Annotated in this window: 16 protein-coding genes; 9 read left to right on the forward strand and 7 right to left on the reverse strand. The window is 65.1% G+C overall.

What is annotated here, in order from left to right; translation table 11 throughout:
• From ABZ293_RS25310 to ABZ293_RS25325, 4 genes are all read right to left on the reverse strand, one after another.
• Positions 1-8858: amino acid adenylation domain-containing protein (locus ABZ293_RS25310; RefSeq protein ID WP_355184449.1), on the reverse strand; the 8858-nt coding region annotated here is incomplete at its 3' end.
• A gap of 309 nt (positions 8859-9167) precedes the next feature.
• Positions 9168-9932, reverse strand: coding sequence for a precorrin-4 C(11)-methyltransferase (cobM, locus tag ABZ293_RS25315; protein ID WP_355184451.1), 765 nt, complete (start codon positions 9930-9932; stop codon positions 9168-9170).
• Between the two features lie 135 nt (positions 9933-10067).
• On the reverse strand, positions 10068-10274 hold the full coding sequence (locus tag ABZ293_RS25320; protein WP_355184453.1) for a DUF397 domain-containing protein: 207 nt from the start codon (positions 10272-10274) through the stop codon (positions 10068-10070).
• A complete protein-coding gene (locus tag ABZ293_RS25325) occupies positions 10271-11221 on the reverse strand; it encodes a helix-turn-helix transcriptional regulator (RefSeq protein WP_355184455.1) in 951 nt (316 codons plus the stop codon). Before ABZ293_RS25325 ends, ABZ293_RS25320 begins: the two co-directional genes overlap by 4 nt.
• Positions 11222-11518: 297 nt before the next feature.
• On the opposite strand from ABZ293_RS25325, the gene ABZ293_RS25330 reads away from it, so the two are divergent.
• The 8 genes from ABZ293_RS25330 (at position 11519) to ABZ293_RS25365 (ending at position 15497) form a co-directional block, all read left to right on the forward strand.
• Positions 11519-11731, forward strand: coding sequence for a hypothetical protein (locus tag ABZ293_RS25330; protein ID WP_355184457.1), 213 nt, complete (start codon positions 11519-11521; stop codon positions 11729-11731).
• Positions 11719-12195, forward strand: coding sequence for a DNA-directed RNA polymerase subunit beta (locus tag ABZ293_RS25335; protein WP_355184459.1), 477 nt, complete (start codon positions 11719-11721; stop codon positions 12193-12195). Before ABZ293_RS25330 ends, ABZ293_RS25335 begins: the two co-directional genes overlap by 13 nt.
• 4 nt (positions 12196-12199) lie before the next feature.
• Positions 12200-12448 carry a hypothetical protein gene (locus ABZ293_RS25340; protein WP_355184461.1) on the forward strand — a complete coding sequence of 83 codons (249 nt, stop codon included), beginning with the start codon at positions 12200-12202 and terminating at the stop codon, positions 12446-12448.
• A gap of 53 nt (positions 12449-12501) precedes the next feature.
• The gene (locus ABZ293_RS25345) at positions 12502-12681 is read left to right on the forward strand and encodes a hypothetical protein (protein ID WP_355184463.1); all 180 of its coding nucleotides are present in this window, start codon (positions 12502-12504) and stop codon (positions 12679-12681) included.
• 507 nt (positions 12682-13188) lie between these two features.
• Entirely contained in the window at positions 13189-13527 is a 339-nt protein-coding gene (locus ABZ293_RS25350) for a type VII secretion target (protein ID WP_355184465.1), read from the forward strand.
• Positions 13524-13826: a WXG100 family type VII secretion target gene (locus tag ABZ293_RS25355; RefSeq protein ID WP_355184467.1), complete on the forward strand. Its 303-nt coding sequence runs from the start codon at positions 13524-13526 to the stop codon at positions 13824-13826. Before ABZ293_RS25350 ends, ABZ293_RS25355 begins: the two co-directional genes overlap by 4 nt.
• 1 nt (position 13827) lies before the next feature.
• The gene (locus ABZ293_RS25360) at positions 13828-15144 is read left to right on the forward strand and encodes a hypothetical protein (protein WP_355184469.1); all 1317 of its coding nucleotides are present in this window, start codon (positions 13828-13830) and stop codon (positions 15142-15144) included.
• Positions 15141-15497 carry a HEAT repeat domain-containing protein gene (locus tag ABZ293_RS25365; RefSeq protein WP_355184471.1) on the forward strand — a complete coding sequence of 119 codons (357 nt, stop codon included), beginning with the start codon at positions 15141-15143 and terminating at the stop codon, positions 15495-15497. The genes ABZ293_RS25360 and ABZ293_RS25365 overlap by 4 nt, the downstream gene beginning before the upstream one ends.
• A gap of 325 nt (positions 15498-15822) precedes the next feature.
• Here ABZ293_RS25365 and ABZ293_RS25370 read toward each other — a convergent pair whose 3' ends face one another.
• The 3 genes from ABZ293_RS25370 to ABZ293_RS25380 form a co-directional block, all read right to left on the reverse strand.
• On the reverse strand, positions 15823-16248 hold the full coding sequence (locus ABZ293_RS25370; protein ID WP_355184473.1) for a PPOX class F420-dependent oxidoreductase: 426 nt from the start codon (positions 16246-16248) through the stop codon (positions 15823-15825).
• Positions 16249-16341: 93 nt separating this feature from the next.
• Positions 16342-16959 (reverse strand): response regulator transcription factor, encoded by a 618-nt coding sequence (locus ABZ293_RS25375; protein ID WP_355184475.1) that lies wholly within the window; start codon positions 16957-16959, stop codon positions 16342-16344.
• The gene (locus ABZ293_RS25380) at positions 16956-18299 is read right to left on the reverse strand and encodes a sensor histidine kinase (protein ID WP_355184477.1); all 1344 of its coding nucleotides are present in this window, start codon (positions 18297-18299) and stop codon (positions 16956-16958) included. The genes ABZ293_RS25375 and ABZ293_RS25380 overlap by 4 nt, the downstream gene beginning before the upstream one ends.
• 130 nt (positions 18300-18429) lie before the next feature.
• Between ABZ293_RS25380 and ABZ293_RS25385 the strand changes: the two genes are divergently transcribed.
• On the forward strand, positions 18430-19497 hold the full coding sequence (locus ABZ293_RS25385) for an ABC transporter permease (protein WP_355184479.1): 1068 nt from the start codon (positions 18430-18432) through the stop codon (positions 19495-19497).
• Position 19498: the final 1 nt, after the last annotated feature.

Below are 19498 nucleotides of genomic sequence, written 5' to 3' on the forward strand. Positions count from 1 at the left end.
TAGAGGTTGTACAGCTCGGCGGAGCTGACCCGGCGAATGGCCGCGACCGCATCACCGGTGAACGCCTCACCGGCAATGAGCAGAGCGCGCAGCGATTCCAACGCCGCACCACCGGCAGCATCCACACTGCCCGCGAACACAGTCAGCATCGAAGGCACGAACGAGGTCATGGTGACCCGCTCAGCGGCAATGACTTCCGCCAGATATTGCGGATCACGATGCCCATCCGGGCTCGCCACCACGATCCGACCACCAGTGGACAACGGGCCGAACAACTCCCACACCGACACATCGAACGTCGCCGGGGTCTTGAACAGCACCACATCATCGGCACCGATGCCGTACTCACCAGTGATCCAACGGATCTGGTTCACCACAGCCGCATGCGGCAGCGCAACACCCTTCGGGCGACCCGTCGAACCCGACGTGAAGATCACATACGCGGTGTTCTGCGCCCGCAGCGGTTCGATCCGCTCCGCATCGGTGACCGGCTCGTCCGCGTACCCGGACAGATCCAGCTCATCGATGGACAGCGTCGGCAGACCGCCGCTCTCGAAGTTGTCGCGCGAGTTGGTCAGCACGCAGACCGGTGCCGCCGACTCGAGCACATAGCTGATCCGCTCGGTCGGCTGGTCCAGGTCCAGCGGCACGTAGCCGCCGCCCGCTTCCTGCACCGCGTACGCCGCGACCACCAGGTCGACCGAACGCCGCAGGCCAAGGGCGACCAGCTTTTCCGGACCGACACCGGCTTCGATGAGTCGACGCGCCAACCGGTGCACGCGCGCACCGAATTCGGCATACGTCAGCGAGGTTCCGGAGGCCGGATCCACGATCGCGACCGCATCCGGCGTGGCGGCGGCCTGCGCAGCGAACTCGCCCACCAGAGTGAGCCCAGCCGCGTCACCCCGGCGAGCGCCGGAACGACGCGGGGAGCGTCCGGGCTGGCGACGCGGCAGCAAATCGCGCCGGGTGTCGTTCCAGCCGGTCAGCGCCAGCGCGGTTTCGTCGGCGTCGAGCAGCTGGATATCGCCGACCGGCACCGTCGGATCGGCGATGATGGCCGCCAGCACCCGATCCAGGCGCCGTGCGAACGCCGCCACCGTCGCCTCGTCGAAAAGGTCGAGTGCATAGGAGAATTCGGCCGCCATACCAGCCGCCTCACCCAGCTCCTGGGTCTCCTGCAGGGTCAGCTGCAGGTCGAACTTGGCCAGCCTGGCGTCGTAGTCGATGCCATTGACCGACAGTCCGGGCAGTTCCAGATTGGCCTGTCTGGTGTTCTGGAAGGCCAGCATCACCTGGAACAGCGGATGCCGCGCCTGCGAGCGAGCCGGGTTCAGGATTTCGACCAGCCGCTCGAACGGCAGGTCCGCATGTGCGAAGGCATGCAGATCGGTTTCCCTGGCCTGCGCGAGCAGATCCGCGAAACTGGCGGAGCCGTCCACATCCGTGCGCAGCACCAGAGTGTTGACGAACATGCCGATCAGATCGTCGAGCGCGGCCTCACCACGACCGGCGGCCGGGGTGCCGACCGTGATATCGCCGGTACCGCTGGCCCGCGCCAACAGCACCGCGAGCGCACTGTGCATCACCATGAACAGCGACGCATTGTGCTTGCGCCCCAAGTCGATCAGCGCGCGCTGGGTCTCGGCGGAGATCACGAACGCGTAGGTGCCACCCCGGTAGGAGGCGACCGCCGGACGCGGACGATCCGATGGCAGCACCAATTCGTCGGGCAGACCGGCGAGTTCGTCGGTCCAGTAGCGAATCTGGCTGGCGATCAACGAATTCGGATCGCCCTCGGAGCCGAGCACCTCGCGCTGCCACAGCGCGTAGTCGGCGTACTGCACCGGCAGCGCGGACCAGGCGGGCGATTCCCACGACGTGCGCGCGGCATAGGCCACCATGACATCGCGGGCCAGCGGTCCCATGGACCAGCCGTCGGCCGAAATGTGGTGCACCACCATACCGAGCACATATTCGGATTCGCTGATCTCGAACAGCCGGGCGTGCAGCGGCACCTCATCGGTGACGTCGAAGGCCATGGAGGCCAGGTCGACCAGATGCTCGACCAGCGTCTCCTCGGTGACCCGGTAGGGCGTCAGGTCCGGAACGATCTGTGCCGCATCCAGAATCCGCTGCACCGGACCGTTCTTGGTCTCCGGGAATACGGTGCGCAGCGATTCGTGCCGGTCGATTACATCGATGACCGCGACCTGCAGTGCGGCGACGTCGAGGTCACCGGACAGCCGGATCGCGACCGGGATGTTGTTGACCGCCGATTCGGTATCGAACCGGTTGAGGAACCACATACGCTGCTGCGCCAGCGACAGCGGCACCTGTTCGGGCCGCTGCCTGGCCACCAGCGCCTTGCGCGCGCCGTCACCGGCATGCGATTCCACCCGCGACGCCAGCGCCGCCACGGTGGTGGCCTCGAACAGCATGCGCACCGGCACCCGGGTGTCGAGCGCGATGCCCAGGCGCGAGGCGACCTGGGTGGCGATCAGCGAGTTGCCGCCGAGTTCGAAGAAGTCGTCGTCCACGCCGACCCGGGAGATGCCGAGCACCTCACCGAAGATCTGGGCGACGATCTCCTCGATCGGGGTGGTCGGCGCACGGAATTCGCGCACCTCGAAGACCGGCGCGGGCAGCGCCTTGCGGTCCAGCTTGCCGGACGGGTTGAGCGGGAACGCGTCCAGGCCGACGATCGCCGAGGGCACCATGTACGAGGGCAGGGTGCGGTGCAGCGAGTTCTTGATGTCATCGATATCGGCGGCGCCGCCCGCGGTGACCACATAGGCGACCAGCTGATCGCCGGCAACGGTGTCCATGACGAGCACGACGGCCTGGGTGACCGCGGCATGTTCGAGCAGCGCGGTCTCGATCTCACCGAGTTCGATGCGCTGGCCGCGGAATTTCACCTGGAAGTCGGTGCGGCCGATGTACTCCAGCACACCGGTGGTCCCGGTCGCCGGATTCTGCGGCGCGGTCCAGCGGACCAGGTCGCCGGTGCGGTACAGGCGCGCGCCCGGTGCGCCGAACGGGTCGGCGACGAACCGCTCCGCCGACAGATCGGGGCGGCCGTGGTAGCCGCGGGCCACCTGGACACCGCCCAGGTACAGCTCGCCGGGCACGCCGACCGGCACCGGGTTCAGGCCCGCATCGAGCACATAGGTCTGCGCATTCCACACCGGGCGGCCGATCGGCACCGTGGCCGGCGCGACCTCATCGATATGCCAGGCGGTGGCGTGCACGGTGAATTCGGTCGGACCGTACAGGTTGTGCACGGCGGCACCGCAGAACTGCCGGAATGCGGTCACCGTGGCCGGCGGCAGCGCCTCACCGGCGACGAGAACCGTACGCAGCGAAGCGCATTCGTCCGCGGACGCGGCCCCCGCGAAGACCGAGAGCATCGAGGGCACGAACGAGGTCATGGTGACCCCGTGGCGGCCGATGATCTCCGACAGGTACATCGGATCGCGGTGACCGTCCGGCGCGGCGATGAGCATGCGCGCGCCGACCGCCAGGGTGCCGAACAGCTCCCACACCGACACGTCGAAGGTGACCGGCGTCTTCTGCAGGATCACATCGGCGGCGTCGATGCCGTATTCACCGGTGATCCAGGCGATCTGGTTGACGACACCGGCATGGCTGATCGCCACACCCTTGGGTCGGCCGGTCGAACCGGAGGTGAAGAGCACGTAGGCGGTGTTCGAAGACCGCAGCGGCGCAAGGCGTTCGGTATCGGTGACCGGCGCGTCGTCGAAGTCGGCGAGGTCGAGGGTGTCGAGCTGGAACACCCGATGGTCACCGCCGGCGGCGACATCATCGGCGGTCGTGGTGAGCACGCAGACCGGATTCGAGCTGGCGAGGACGTATTCGGTGCGCTCGGCCGGGTGATCGGGATCGATCGGCACATAGCCACCACCCGCGGCCATGGTCGCGTAGATGGCGACGAGCATGTCCACCGAACGGCGAATGCCAACGGCCACAAGCGATTCCGGGCCGACGCCTTCGGCGATCAGCTTGCGGGCCAGACGATTGACCCGCGCCGAGAATTCAGCGTAGGTCAGTTCGGTCCGCGGGCCGAACTCGCCTTCGCTGCGGGTACCGCCGTCGAACACGACGGCGATCTCGTCCGGACGCCGACGTACCTGCTCTTCGAACAGGTCGAGCACGGTGGCGGCGGACACCGGATCGGCGGTGCGGTTCCAGTCGTGCAACACCGTCGCGCGCTCGGCGTCATCGAGGATATCGATATCGCGGACCGCGGATTCCGGTGCGGTGACGGCGGTTTCGAGCACGCGCAGGAAACGGCGGCCGAATTCGGCGACGGTTTCGGCATCGAAGAGATCGGTGGCGAAGGACACCACGGTCGACATACCGGTGGGTTCGCCGTGCGCGCCGCGTCCCTCGGTGACCGTCCACTGCAGGTCGAATTTGGCGATATCGACCTCGAGCTCATCGGCGGTGACCGACAGGCCGGACAGCTCCATCGAACCGTGCGAGAGCTCCTGGAACGAGAGCATCACCTGGAACAGCGGATGCCGCGCCTGCGAACGGGTCGGGTTGAGCACCTCGACCAGCCGCTCGAACGGCACATCGGCATAGGCGAATGCGGCGAGATCGCCCTCGCGCGTGCGAGTCAGGAAGTCGGTGAAGGCCTCGCTGCCGTCGACCTCCGAACGCAGCACGAGGGTGTTGACGAACATGCCGATCAGATCGTCGAGCGCCTGCTCACCGCGACCGGCCACCGGGGTGCCGATGGCGATATCGCTGGTGCCGGACAGCCGCGACAGCAGCACCGCCAGCGACGCGTGCAGCACCATGAATACGCTGACGCCTTGGGCGCGCGCGAAGGCAGCGATGCGCTCGTGCAGATCGACATCGATATCGAAGCCGACCCGGCTACCGCGAAAACTCTGCACCGGCGGGCGCGGGCGGTCGGCGGGTAGGTCGAGCTGATCCGGCAGACCGGCCAAAGCCCTACGCCAGTAGGCGATTTCGCGGGCCGCCATGGAACCCGGATCGGATTCCGCGCCGAGCAGTTCACGCTGCCACAGCGAGTAGTCGCGGTACTGCACCGGCAGCGGCGCCCACACCGGGGCCTCGCCAGCGGCCCTGGCCAGGTAGGCGGCGGCAACATCGCGGGCCAGCGGACCGAACGAAAAACCATCCGCCGCAATGTGATGTACGACGAACGCGACCGCGTAGTCGGGGGTTCCGTTATTCGAACCGATGACGCGGTAGACCCGCACCCGGATCGGCAGTTCGGTGGCGACATCGAATCCGGTGGCGGCGAATTCGACCAGCACGCCCTGCAATTCGGCGGGATCGATCGACTGCACCTCGATACCGAGATCGATCTCGTCCATCGGCAGCACCAGCTGGTAGCCGCCGTCACCGGACTCCGGGAAGATGGTGCGCAGCGACTCCTGGCGCGCCATCACATCGGTCAGCGCCACCTGCAGCGCATCGACGTCGACCTGGCCGCGCAAGCGCACCACGAACGGCAGGTTGTAGGCGGGCACCGTGGAGTCGAACTGGTTGATGAACCACATCCGCTGCTGTGCCAGCGACAGCGGCACCCGCTCGGGCAGCTGCTGGGCGACCAGCGGCGGCCGCGCGGCATCGGCGGGACTCGCGGTTTCGGCGCGGGCGGCGATACCGGCCACCGTCGGGGTCTCGAACAGCGCACGCACCCCGATCTGGGTGCCGAATGCCGCGCCGATCCGCGACATCACCTGCGTGGCGACCAGCGAGTTGCCGCCCAGATCGAAGAAGTTGTCATCGATGCCGACGCGTTCCTGGCTGAGCACATCGGCGAAGATGGCCGCGACGATCTGTTCGGCTTGGGTACGCGGGGCACGGAATCCGGCGGCGTCCGCACTGAAGACCGGCTCCGGCAGTGCCTTTCGGTCCAGCTTGCCGGAGGTGTTGAGCGGGAACGCGGCCAGCACCATGATCGCCGCTGGCACCATGTAGCTCGGCAGCTTCTCCGCGACGAACCTGGTGAGTTCGGCCGATTCGATGGACTGTCCGGGCGCGGGCACCACATACGCGACCAACTGTTGGCCGGTGGCGGTATCCACCACCAGGACGGCGGCCTGGCTGACCGCCGGGTGGGCGAGCAGATCCGTTTCGATCTCGCCGAGTTCGATGCGCTGACCGCGGAATTTCACCTGGAAGTCGGTGCGGCCGATGTATTCCAGCGTGCCAGCGGCATTCCAGCGCACCAGGTCACCGGTGCGGTACATGCGTTCGCCGTCGGTACCGAAGGGGTTGGCCACGAAACGATCCGAGGTCAGATCGGGACGGCCTCGGTAGCCGCGCGCGAGCTGGCGTCCACCCAGGTACAGCTCACCCGGCGCGCCGACGGCCGCGGGCCGCAGCCGCGCATCCAGCACGTAGACCTGGACATTCCACTCCGGGATACCGATCGGCACCGTCGCGGTATCGGCGGCGGTGGCCTCCCAGTAGGTGACCGAGACCGCGGCCTCGGTGGGACCGTAGAGGTTGTGCAGACCGGCGCTCGTGATCGCGCGGAAGCCTGCCGCGGTTTCCGGCGGCAGCGCCTCACCGATGACGAAAACCGCACGCAGGGTGGCGCATTGGGCGGCGGTGACGTGCGCGACGAAGACCGTCAGCATCGAGGGCACGAAGTCGGTGACGGTCACCTGGTGCCGCTCGATCATATCGGCGACATACAGCGGATCGCGGTGCCCGTCGGGAGCGGCGATGATCAGCTTCGCGCCGACCATCAGCGGTAGGAAGTAGCCCCACAGCGACACGTCGAAGGTGGTGGCGGTCTTCTGCAGATACACGTCGTCCGCGGTGAGGCGGTATTCGTCGAGCATCCACAGTTGCTGATTGACGATCGCATGGTGGGTGACCGCGACACCCTTGGGTCGACCGGTCGAACCCGAGGTGTAGATGACATACGCGGTGTTGTCCGGACGCAACGGCGCCCGCCGATCCGCATCGGTGACCGGCGCGATATCGAAGGCCGACACGTCGAGGGTGTCGATCTGTACCCGGCGCACCGAATCGGGCAGCTCGAGCTCGTCGGAGGACACCGTCAGCACACAGACCGGTGCCGCGGACTCGAGGATGTAGGCGGTGCGGTCGGCCGGATGATCGGGGTCGATCGGCACGTACGCGCCACCGGCCTTGAGCACCGCGTGCATGCCGACCACCAGGTCCAGCGAACGCCGCATGCCCAGCGCGACCAGCGATTCCGGGCCGACACCGTCGGCGATCAGGAACCGGGCCAGCCGGTTGACCCGCGCGGCGAACTCGGCATATGTGAGCTGCGCGCCTTCGAAGTCCAGCGCGATATTGTCCGGGGTCAGCTCGATCTGCGCATCGAGCAGCGCCGCCAGAGTGGTATCCGGAACGTCCTGCTCGGAGTCGTTCCACTCCACCAGGGACAGTTCCCGCTCATCCTCGGTGGTGGCCGGCAGCTCCCACACCACGGCATCGGCGTCCGCGGCCAGGAACCGGTCGAAGAACTCCAGGAACCGCGAATGATGCTGTGCGGCTTCGGCTTCGGTGTAGAGGTTCGGGTTGGTCTCGAAGTCGATATGCGAGCGGGTGCCGCCGGCCGACTGATAAAAATTGACACCGAGGTCTTCGATACTGCCGGTGGAGAGCACGTTGAACTCGCCGTGGGACTCGCCGAGCACGACCTCGTTGTGGAACAACATGATGTTGACCCACGGGCCGAAGAACTCCGCGCCGACACTATTTCCGGTGTTGGCAGTGCCCGCGCTGTCGCGGCGGATGTCCTCGTGACGGTAGCGCTGATGGCGCAGCCCGCCCGATACCTCGACGGTGACCGAGCGCAGCAGTTCGGCGATGGTGGTGTCGTATCCGACCCGCAGCCGCAGCGGCACGATATTCGAGGTCACACCACCGGAGCGGCGCATCGCGGCGGTGGTGCGCGCGGTCACCGGCAGGCTCAGGATCACCTCTTGCGCACCGGTCAACTGGGCCAGATACGCGGCGAAGCCCGCGATCAGCAGACCGGCAGGAGAGTTGTCGTGGCGGGTAACGGCGTCGGCGAGCAGTACCTCCTGCTCCGAGGACAATGCCGCACTCGACACCCCGTTGAGCGGTGCCGGTGGCGCGGACCGACCGACCAGGCTGGTTCCGTCCTCCAACCCGGCGACGCGCTGGGCCCAGTGCTCCTTATCGGACTGGAAGCGGGTGCTGTCGCGGTAGGCCAGCTCGGATTCATACACGGTGTGCAGATCGACGGCCTTGTACGGCGGCGGCTCGACGTCATTCAGCAGCGCGGTGTAGATATCGGCGAACCGCTTCATGTACGTCATTGCGCCGAAGCCGTCGAGCACGATGTGATGCACCCGCGAATACCAGAACCAGTGCCGGTCCCCGAGTTGCAGGACGGCACTCATCATCAAGCGGTCGTTGACCATGTCCAACGGACGGCTGTACTCGGCGCGCATCCAGGCGTGGGCCGCGGCGACCGGGTCGTCCTCGGCCCGCAGATCGACGTAGCCGATATCGTCGGAATCGGGGATCGAATAGTCGACGTACTGCAGCGGCTGACCATCGCGTTCGACGATCCGCAGGAAGCCCGAGCCGAACTCGCGCGAGGCGATGATGGTGGCTTCCCGCATCACGAGCCGATCGATGTCGCCGTGGACGTCTACGTACTGCGCGATATTGATCGGGACCTGCGGATCCACATGCTGCGCGTACCAGATGCCCAGCTGTGCGGGCGACAGCGGAAAGTACTCCGCAGCAGCCTGCGTCGCGTCCGCCTCTGTGTCACCAGTTTCGCCGTTTCCGCCGAAATCCAGCCGGTCCAACCCGTAACCTCGCTTCCGGAACACCACGCAAGCGCTCCCCGACGAACACCGGTACAGGACGCGCACCTATCCGAGCATGGCGTCTGCGTTCCCGCGTTCAGTTCTCATCAATCAAGCAAAAATGTTCATTGGCACTATCTGCCCGCCAGGCCGACCTTGTTACATGGGCGCGACCGTGCCCGCTGCCCACCGACCGGCTCCGCCGGGAAGTTCACTGCTGATCACCGAAACAATCTACCGTCGCCCCCGCCGCCCGACCAATCAGCTCCCATAGCCGGGAAACATCACCCCAGGCAGCGGCGTCATCGCAAGTTTGCTAGGTGACTGTCACCCATCTCACACCGCTTGCGAAGGTCGGCGCCGGTCGCGCGCCGGATCGTAGAGATGCGACTGCGTGCAGGATGGATTCGGTGCGAGCGCGCGGCCGACGAGGATGACGGCGGCTTGGCGCAGGCCCGCGGATTCGACCTGGTCGGCGATGTCGGTGAGGGTGCCGCGCAGGATCAGTTGGCCGGGTTGGCTGGCTCGATAGACTACCGCGACCGGGCAGTCGGGGCCGTAGTTCGGGATAAGTTCGGCCGCGAGCGTCCGGATTCGGGTGATGGCCAGGTGTAGGACGAGGGTGGCGCCGGTAGCGGCGAAGTCGGTGAGGGCTTCGGACTCCGGCATCTTCGTCGAGCGGGCCTGGGTGCGGGTGAGAACCACGGATTGGACCAGTTCGGGAACGGTCAGCTCGGCGCCGAGCAGGGCGGCCGCCGCGGCGTAGGCGGGGACGCCGGGGGTGACGTCCCAGGGGACGTCATGTGCGTCGAGGCGGCGGGTCTGTTCGGTGAGGGCCGAGTAGATCGATGGATCGCCGGAGCACAGGCGCGCGACATCCCTGCCGGATCGGTGGGCACGCACCAGATGCTCGGTGATCTGATCGATGTCCAGGTGTTGGGTATCGATCAGTTCGGTCTCGGGGGCACAGTGTGCGAGCACCTCGGGGTTCAGATAGGTGCCCGCGTAGAGGCAGACCGGGGAGGTGCGCAGAAGTTCGACGGCGCGGACGGTCAGCAGGTCCGCGGCGCCCGGCCCGGCCCCGATGAAGTGCACGGTCATGCGGGTGAGTGTATGGCGGGCTCAGGCCGTCGCGTCGAAGTGGGCGATCACCTCGGTCGAGGTTTACCGCCCCACGCAGCAACAAGCCCCGCACCTCAATTTCCACGGAGGCACGGGGCTCTTCGGATTGCAGGTCTACTGGCGTTCGAACTCGCCGTCGACGACACCAGCGGTGAACGCTTGCCACTCGCCAGGGGTGAAGACCAGCGCTGGACCGGTCGGGTTCTTGGAGTCACGAACACCGACCATGTCTCCGTCTAAAAACGCGACTTCCACACAGTTATCATTTCCCCCACTGCGGCTGCTCTTGAACCAGCGTGCCCCAGACAGGTCCATGCTCACGGCGCATACTCCTTCGCTACCCGCCTCAGCAGGCGTTTGCTCTCAACTACGTTCAACGCTACCCGTTGGATCACCCGGAAAGCGTCCCGGTACGCGCGAACGCTGCGCGGGGTCTCGAGATGCATACTGCCCGCGAAACTCTCGGCGTACACGACTGGCGGCTCCTTCACCTTCCCGGTGCTGTCCGTAGCGAAGTCGAGAAGAGTGAACGCATCGACCGCTTTGCCCATTGGGTACCCGGCGCCGTCGGGTAGCACCCTTACCGAGACGTTTGGTGGCATGTCTGCAAGGTGTCGGAGCTGCCGACTCATCAACTTCGGCCCGCCAACGATCCGTCTCAACACGCCCTCATCTAGGACCAAGTCGACTTCGAGCGGAGACATGGTGCGGTTGATCAGGTTCAAGCGCTTGCGGCGCACCTCCATCCTTTGGCGTCGCTCGTCGGCGAGGTCATCACGGAAGTAAATCCGGTCTAAAACCTCGGCGTACTCGTGGGTCTGAAACAAGCTCGATACGATGTCCGGCCGGTATACGGTGAGTCGTTCGGCGGCGGCTTCAAGCCCCAAATAAACTCTGAAGCTTGGGGCCAGCATATCGGTTCGCTCGTCCCACCAGCTTTGCTCCCGCCGCTGCGCTGCAAGGGTTTTCAGCTCATCGAGCCGATCCATCCCCTGGTAGAGACGGCATAGCTTGGTCAGCTTTGCATCGTCAATCTTGGATGCTTGACCGCTCTCCAGACGTTGCAGCGATCCGGACCCCATGCCAACTGCCCTCGATGCGATCAGGATTGAAAGGCCAGTCTCGCTTCGCATCTCCCGCAGTATGCGCCCCAGCTGGCGGTGCGGTACGCCCGACACAATCGGTTCATCGGGCGGACTCGATGTCGACTTGGGTGACGCAACCACTCTCTCGTCGTCAACCTTTCCCCTGATCAAAGGTTCGTTCATCGCTCACTTCTCTCGATTCTGTCGGGCTGAGCATGTGATCTTTTGGGTGACGTGTTCCAACGATTTTGGGTGATGGAATTCCATTTCGACGGGTGACCCCACCTGCAAGTATGGGTGACCTACTGGGGAAATGGGGCGGTTTTCTCGGGTCGCCCAATGGGTGACCCACCCAGGTCGAAAGGGGTGGTCTGCTCGATATGCGCCCGGAGAGAACAACTCTCCTAACTTCACCCATCGAGGACGTTTCTCAGGGGCCGGGCGCATCCAAGCCGCAGTCGACACACGGGAGGCCGGCAGATGCCGAACGACGAACTTCCACAACGCATTCCGTTTACCGGGCCACCAGTCCGAAACTGGGCAGCGCCGGGCGATCTCGTCGAACTCTTCGCCAATGCGCTGAACCAGTGGAAGACCGCCGAATCGCCACCGTACGAAATCACCGATCCCCTCAACTCCACCCGCCTGAGCACAGACGAAATCGACCGAGAGGTCCTCCGATGGATCACATAGCTTTCGGTGACACTCCCGCATCCCGCTGTGTCTACTACCGGCAGGTGTGCGACCTGCCCGCGAGCATCGACCCGCCACACCTCGGACGCATCGTCATGCGCGCGGCGCATGCGTGGGGCCTGTCGATGCCGACCGCTCTCGGACAAGCCGTCAAGACCCACATGCACAAGCAAGGCTGCGGAATTGGCCCGATCCTGTCGCACACGCGCTCGGCCCGTTGGACCTTTCTTATCCGGCCCGACCTGCCCGACGAGGTGCGCTTGTTCGCCGAAATGTTCCGGCTCAACGCCTCGGTTATCCGTGACGGCGGCACCATCGCGTTGCCCAGCCCCACCGATGAGTTCCGGCGCTGGATCGAACCACCACGATGCACCTTCCGGCCTTCCGGACTCATCGTGGTCGACTCGATCCGCGCATGTGCGGGGCATAGCCGGGTTCGCATGATCACCCCAGCACAGGCTTAGCCCGTTGTCCGACATCCAGCCGCAACGACGCGAAATCGCCCCATCCGTGCGGGCATTGCTCGCAGCCTTCCACGCGGACACTCGAGACAAGCTCAATCGTGCTCCGACCAACAGCGCACCGATATACCAGGGCAGCGACGGCGTGCTGAGACCGGTAGTGGACGGCTGGATATCGGACACCGACGCCGATCTCGACAAAGCCGACGCCATCACGATCACACCGGCCAGCGTTCATGACATCGAGGAACCATGAACCCGCAGACCTCACAGCACCAACGCATTTCGCCACGACCAGGAGAGCCCGACGTGCACCTGAGTGTGTTCGTGCACGGGCTGCGGATGGACTTCACCGCCTGCCTGACCGCGGCACTTGTGTTCGTTGCAGAACATCGAGCACGCCATTACATCGATGCCGTGAATCTGCTTTCCGGTGACACCACGGGGCTTCGACGACTCCCCAACGAACGGTTGTACCTCGAGCCATGACCATCGACAATCACGAAAAGCACTGCACCCCTAGCTCTATCGGAGAACCAAGGGGGTGCACTGCGAACAGATACGGCTGCCTGCCCGAAATAGGCGATCCCGCGTCGATCAGGGCGCATCGTCCTGGGCTGAACATGCCGGACGGAAGCATGCGTTCGATCATGACTTGGTCCACCCAGACGAGGGCACCAGAGACCGTCTAGTTAGCCGAACTGGCAATCGGCTACGAAGACCTGACCACTGGCCGCCGCCTCCCCCGTGCCCCTGACCCGCCGCACCTCACCGACGCCGGTCACCCTGCGCCGCCTGCCAATTCGTACCGCCGCAACGGTGGTTGTGGCCATATGGTCGAGCAGTGGATCGAGGTCATCGACGATGACTACCTCGAATAGCCCACTGCGACCGATTGACCGGTGCGGCGCTTTGACGTGGCCGCCTACATCGTGCCGCCGTGCCGCCGGTATGCACGATCGACACTCGATCTCGGGATCGGTAGCATTTGGCTGTATGAGTGATGGGGGGACACCAACCTCTGGCCAGAACCTCTCCGTCGTGCCGGACAAAGTTCGCGAAGTTGGCACGTACGTCTACGAGCTGGCCGCGGCGCTGAAGTCGGCATTGGATTCGGCAGCAAAGGATGTCGACGCGCTGGTCAACGGAACCTGGACCGGGGACTTAGCGGCTGAGTTCGGCAGCGGCTGGACCGACGTACACGACGGCGGCAGCCAAATTATCGCTGCTCTGGCGGTGATGGCTCAGAAACTCGGTATAACTGCCGACACGTACCAAGCGGGCGACGACCGCAATGCATCGACACTGAAAACTTCGAGTTTGGACCTACCATGAGCAGCTCTCAGTTCTCGGTCGATTTGAATCATCTCGATGAGATCGTGGCGCGCTTGTCCGGGTTGTCTGGGTTCATTAGCGACCATCTCGACGGGATCGATGACAAAGTGGCCGCGCTTACCGGAACTGGCTGGGAGAGTGCGGCAGCGCAGGCATATACCGAAGCGCATCGCGAATGGGTTACTGGTGCACGCGAATTCGTCGAGGGTATCCGTGACATGAGCGATGCGGCCCGCAAGGCGCACGAACGCTACTCCAATGCCATCAACCTCAACTACAAGATGTTGGCAGGGGGATGATGTGGGCGATCTGTCCACCGACTGGCAGATCTACTACGACGCTGCCGGGAGATGCCATGATCTCGCCGCTGACCTCCGAACCGCTGACAAGCCGCTGCACGATGTCCTCAAAGGCGAATGCGCTGGCATGGCTGGCGACGCCCCCGGCTGTGAGCAGTGGGGGAAAACCTATGACCGCTACGCGCAGGAAACCCTGCAAACTTGCACCAATCTCGCTGACGCGCTCACCAATTTTGGGTACGTGCTCTACGCCGTCGGTTACAACTACGGCAAAGCCAACGGCGGCAACCCGACCCGCCCGCGAGTCAATGCCATATCGGAGTACAAGGTGTCGTTCCCGACCTCAGTCGGAGCCAACGGTGACGGCATTGCGCGGGATGGCGGCAGCAAGGAGTTCTACGACGAACTGTTCAAGAAGATCAAGGAGGAGTTCGGAAAGCTTCCCAATGGGGATAAAGACAAACTCGCAACTGCCGCTGGCAAGTGGAAAGCGTTCGCTGAACACGATGCCGTAACCAAGGCATCGGAGCGTATCAAGACGATCACTGGCCTGTTCGACAACGTCATCGACAGGAAAAACCTCGAGCCGCTCCTCGGATATTTGGGTACACTCGGCGCGGGCGCGGACCACGTCGCTGCCGCATCCGTGAACATGGCGGCACCTGTCGGGGAGTACCACACCGGGACCGACGATCTACGCAATGGCATCCAACATGCCATCACAAATGCGCTGTGGGCGGCCGGAGTCGTCGTCATCACAGGCATAGCTGCGTCTCTTTTCACCGCGTGCCTCAGTGACGTTGCCGCTGCCGGCGGAGTGGTCCTCGTCGTCGGGAACACGGTCAGAACCATAAAGTCTGTTTACGACGGAATCAAGATCTGGCAAGTTCTCGCGGCAGCCGCTGCCGCCGTCGGTGCTGCCGCCGTTGTAACCAGCTTCGACAAGGTTCCCTCTGTCGGTGACACACTGACCAAACTCGGCGCAATCATCGCCCTGAAGGTCTACGTCGACGACGAAGCGACACCTCCGCTGAAGTTTGAACCGTCGCCCAAACATGGCAAAGAGCAGCGCGGTGACGCCGCACCGGAGCCCACACATCCCCAGGAAACGCTCGAAAGGTCTGTTCAGATCAAAGATACGTCTAGCCGTAGAGTGGGTTATGACCCAGAAACCGGTGAGTTCGATGTATTCGACGAAACTTATAATGATTCCGGCATCTATCACGGGCATCAAAGAAGCTGGGAGGAACTTACCCAAGAAATGCAAAATGCTCTCGTGAAAGCTGGTGTTGTGAATAGGAAAGGTAAACCGCTGTGAGTACATACCAACGGCTGGATCCAATCGAGCGTAGCGAAGCGATCGCGCAGCTCGAATCAAGTGAGAGTCAGGTGGTGGCCGAAACCATTCTGCGTTTGGCGCTGCATGATCCGGATGCCGGATGGGTGACCGATCGCGCTCTGGCCCTCCTCGAAAGTTCTGACTACAGCGTGCGTGCCAGCGCGGCAACGGCCCTCGGTCACATTGCGCGTATTCATCGGAGCATTGACAGCAGCCGTGTCGTTCCTGCCCTACAGCGCCTTCTAAATGATCCGGCGACAGCTGGCCGAGCCGACGACGCTTTGGACGACATCGCAGTGTTCGCCCCATCGAGTGGAGCGGGCCCAGCCTGACCGATCGACTGCTGACCAGCATCCCCGATCGAGCACCTACCGAAATCGACACCCGCAGGGCACATTTGGTGCGCGAGATCGACCGCTGGGTCCACACCAACCTACCGCTGCCCACGGGTACGCCTCGGTACACACCGAAACCCTGGGCCCGACCTCGAGCCGCTCCTCTGATACATGGTCACACTCGGTGCGGGCGCTGACCACGTCGCCGTCGCGTCCATGAACGTGGCTACCCCGTCGGGGAGTATCACACTGGAACCAACGACCTACGCAATGGCATCCGGCCGATGAAGTGGACGGTCATGCGGGTGAGTGCATGGCGGGCTCAGGCCGTCGCGTCGAAGTGGGCGATCACCTTGGTCGGACGCACCCGGACCACCAGTTCGCCGGGGACGCCGTTGCGCTTGCCGAATTCCTCGGCGCGGTCCGCGCCCATATAGCGGCCGCCGATCTCGGTGGCGGTGCGCACGAGTTCGTCGAGATCCTCGGACAGGGTTACTGTGCCCTGGACCTGGACCGAGGGGTACGGGCCCGCCTCCACATCGACGACGAGCGCGATCCGGTTATCCCTGGCGAACGCCTTGCCCTTCGCCGAAACCTTGCCGGTATTGAACACCACCTCGTCACCCTCGAGGACGAACCAGACCGGCGTCACGACCGGGCGTCCGTCGGCGGCCGTGAACGCGACCTTGGCGGTTCGGCTGCCATGAGAGAGGAATTCGCGTACCGCGGGATCCGAGAGTGAGGCCATACCCCAACCCTAGGGCCACCCCGCGCCGACGGCGTGCATATCGCCGCCCCGCTGATGGCGCGCCCATCGAGGTTCGGATCCGGGCACGGTTGTTCAGATGGCGCCTTGTTCGCGGGCGCGGGCGACGGCGGAGGTGCGCGAGCGGACGCCGAGTTTGGCGTAGATGTGCACCAGGTGGGATTTGACAGTGGTTTCGCTCAGGAACAGCTCCTTGGCGATCTCGCGGTTGGAGCTGCCGTGGGCCACCAGCCGCAGCACCTCGATTTCACGCGGGCTCAGGGTGGTGTCGGCGCGGCGCACGCGGGTCATCAGCTTGGAGGCCACGGCGGGTGACAGCACGCTCTCGCCCGCAGCCGCCGACCGCACCGCCGCGAGCAATTCCACCGGTGGGGTGTCCTTGAGGATGTAGCCGCAGGCTCCGGCCTCGATGGCGCCGAGAATATCGGCGTCGGTGTCGTAGTTGGTGACGACCAGGACATTGGGCGGGTTCGGGAGCGCACGCAATTCGGTGGTCGCCTCCACACCCGAGCGGCCGGGACCGAAGCTGAGATCCATCAGCACCAGATCGACGGGTGTGGTTGCGCAAAAGCCCACGGCGGCCTCGGCGGTCGGTGCGTCGCCGACGACGGTGATGTCCGCATTGCTCTCCAGCAGCGCCCGCAGGCCCGCGCGCACGATGGCGTGGTCGTCGGCGAGCAGTAGGCGGATCATGCGTGATGCTCCGGATCGGTCGAATTCGGTTCGAGTGTGGTCGATTTCGAGGACGTCGTATCGGGTTGCGGCGTAGGCAGGGCAGATTCGATCGACCGCGATTGCTCGGATCGATATTCCGCCGCGGGCTCCGACTGCCCCACAGTATGACCAGAATCTATTGCAGCCGAGTATGATTCGGCAATTTCAGGCTCGAGCGGAAAGGTAACGGTGACCGCGGTGTGGCCGGGTTCCGACTCTACCGCCATGGTGCCGCCCTGCTGCTCCACGCGACTGCGCATGGCGGCCAAGCCGAAGGTGCCGGACGGCGCGCGATCCAGCACCGCGGGGTCGATGCCCATACCGTCGTCCACAACGTCGAGATACACCTCGGCGTCGGAGTAGGTCAGGGTCAGCCGCATCCGGCTCGCCCCCGCGTGGCGCACCACATTCGAGACCGCCCCCTGCGCGATCCGAACCAGGGCCGCCTCGATCGGCATCGGCAGTCGCTCCGGCGTGCCCTCGACCACCATTTGGGTGATCAGTCCCGGTGCCTCGGCGCGCATGCAGATGCGTTCCAGCGCCTGCGCCAGGCTCTGCCCCTCCAGTGCGGCCGGGGTCAATTCCGCTATGAGTCTCCGGGTTTCGGCCAGATTCTCCGCCGCGGTCTCGCGCGCCAGCCGAATCTGTTGCAGCGCGGGATGGTCCGGTGCGGACTGCTCGGCCGCATGCAGCAACAACTGAATGCTGCTCAGCCCTTGGGCCACGGTGTCGTGGATCTCCTGTGCCAGTCGTTCGCGCTCGGCCAGCTTGCCTGCCGTGCGCTCCTGTTCCGCGAGTGTCGCTCGGGTGCTGAGCAATTCATCGATCAGGTGCTGACGTTCGGCGGACTCGCGGAACAGTGCCGCATAGCCGAGCCCGATCCCGACCGCGACCGCCGCGCCGAGCATCGGCCCGATCGCGCCCGCCACCGACCAGCCGCGGTGCACCCCGAAACCGATGACCGCGACCGCGGTGGCTGCGGCGACGGCGAGAAAACTCCACGGGCGCGGCAGCAGGTGCAGGTACAGAAAGAACATGCCGAATGCGAGATATCCGGCATCGGGCGCGAACACCACCAGGGCGAGCCACAGCACCGTCAGCGCCGCCAGCCAAGCGCGGATGCCCGCCGGGTGGCGGCCGACCAGCGCACCGGTGAAGTACACGGCCAGGAATGCCACGGTCAGCGTGATGACGGGGAGCGGATGTACGGCGCCGGGCAGTAGCGCCCGCACCGCAACTAGCACCGCCAGCGTCGTCACCAGCACATGCAGCCCCAGCCGCAATGCGGTGAAGACAGGAGTGAACGGCGACGCATGCACGCTGCCAGCTTATGTGCGGCTACTTGGGCGGCATCCATCGAAAGGTGTAAAACACTACCCAACCTTCGATCGGGGTGCATTCCTCCGCGTGCGCGATGGCAGGCGCGGGAGATCGCGGCAGGGTGAAGGCATGTTCGTCGCACTCCGGGATCTGCGGGCCGCACGCGGCCGCTTTCTGCTCATCACCCTGGTCGTTACCCTGGTGGCGCTGCTGGTGAGCTTTCTCAGCGGTCTCACCGCCGGGCTCGCGCACCAGAACATCTCCGCCATCGAGGCGATCCACGCCGATGCCATCGTCTTCGCCGACAGCGGCGCGGATCCCTCCTTCGAGGCCTCGGCGCTCACCCCGCAGCAGATCGAGACCTGGCGGGCGGCCGCTGGTTCGACCGGCACCGTCGACCCGATCGGCATCGGCCGGACGGAGGGTGCGGTATCGGGTCGAGGCGAGGCCAAGCCCGCGCAGGTAGCGTTGTTCGGCACCGCGGGAACGGCATTCGGCAATCGCGTCGCAACCGATTCCGGCACGGTGGTGCTCAGCACCGGCGCGGCCAAGGCGCTCGACGCCATCGCCGGTGACACCGTCACGCTCGGTGCGTCGACATTCCGGGTCGCCGCGGTGCAGGGCGACGACTGGTACAGCCATACCCCCGTTGTCTGGATGACACCCGCCGACTGGCAATCGGTGAGCCCGCGTGGTGGCGCGGCCACAGTTCTCGCGGTGTCCGGGATCCCGAATACGGCCGCTGTCAACGCATCCGCGCATACCACCTCGACCAGCGTCTCCGGCTCGCTGTCGGCATTGGGTTCGTATAAGGCCGAAGACGGTTCGCTGACCTTGATGACGGTGCTGCTGTTCGCCATTTCGGCGCTGGTGATCGGCGCATTCTTCACCGTGTGGACGGTGCAGCGCATGCCCGATATCGCGACCTTGAAGGCACTGGGCGCGACCTCCGGCGCATTGGTCCGCGATGCCATCGCACAGGCGGCGATCGTGCTCACCGCCGGTGTCGCCGTCGGCCTCGGCATCACCGTCACCGCGGCCACCTTCATCGGCGACGCGCTGCCCTTCGTCCTCAGCCTGTCGACCACCCTGCTGCCCGCGGCGGCCCTGATCGTCCTCGGCCTGCTCGGCGCGGCCTTCGCCCTGCGCTTCCTGTTCACCACCGACCCGCTCACCGCGCTCGGCGCGGCCCGCTGAC

The organism is Nocardia sp. NPDC005998 (assembly GCF_040614395.1).
Taxonomy (GTDB): Bacteria; Actinomycetota; Actinomycetes; order Mycobacteriales; family Mycobacteriaceae; genus Nocardia.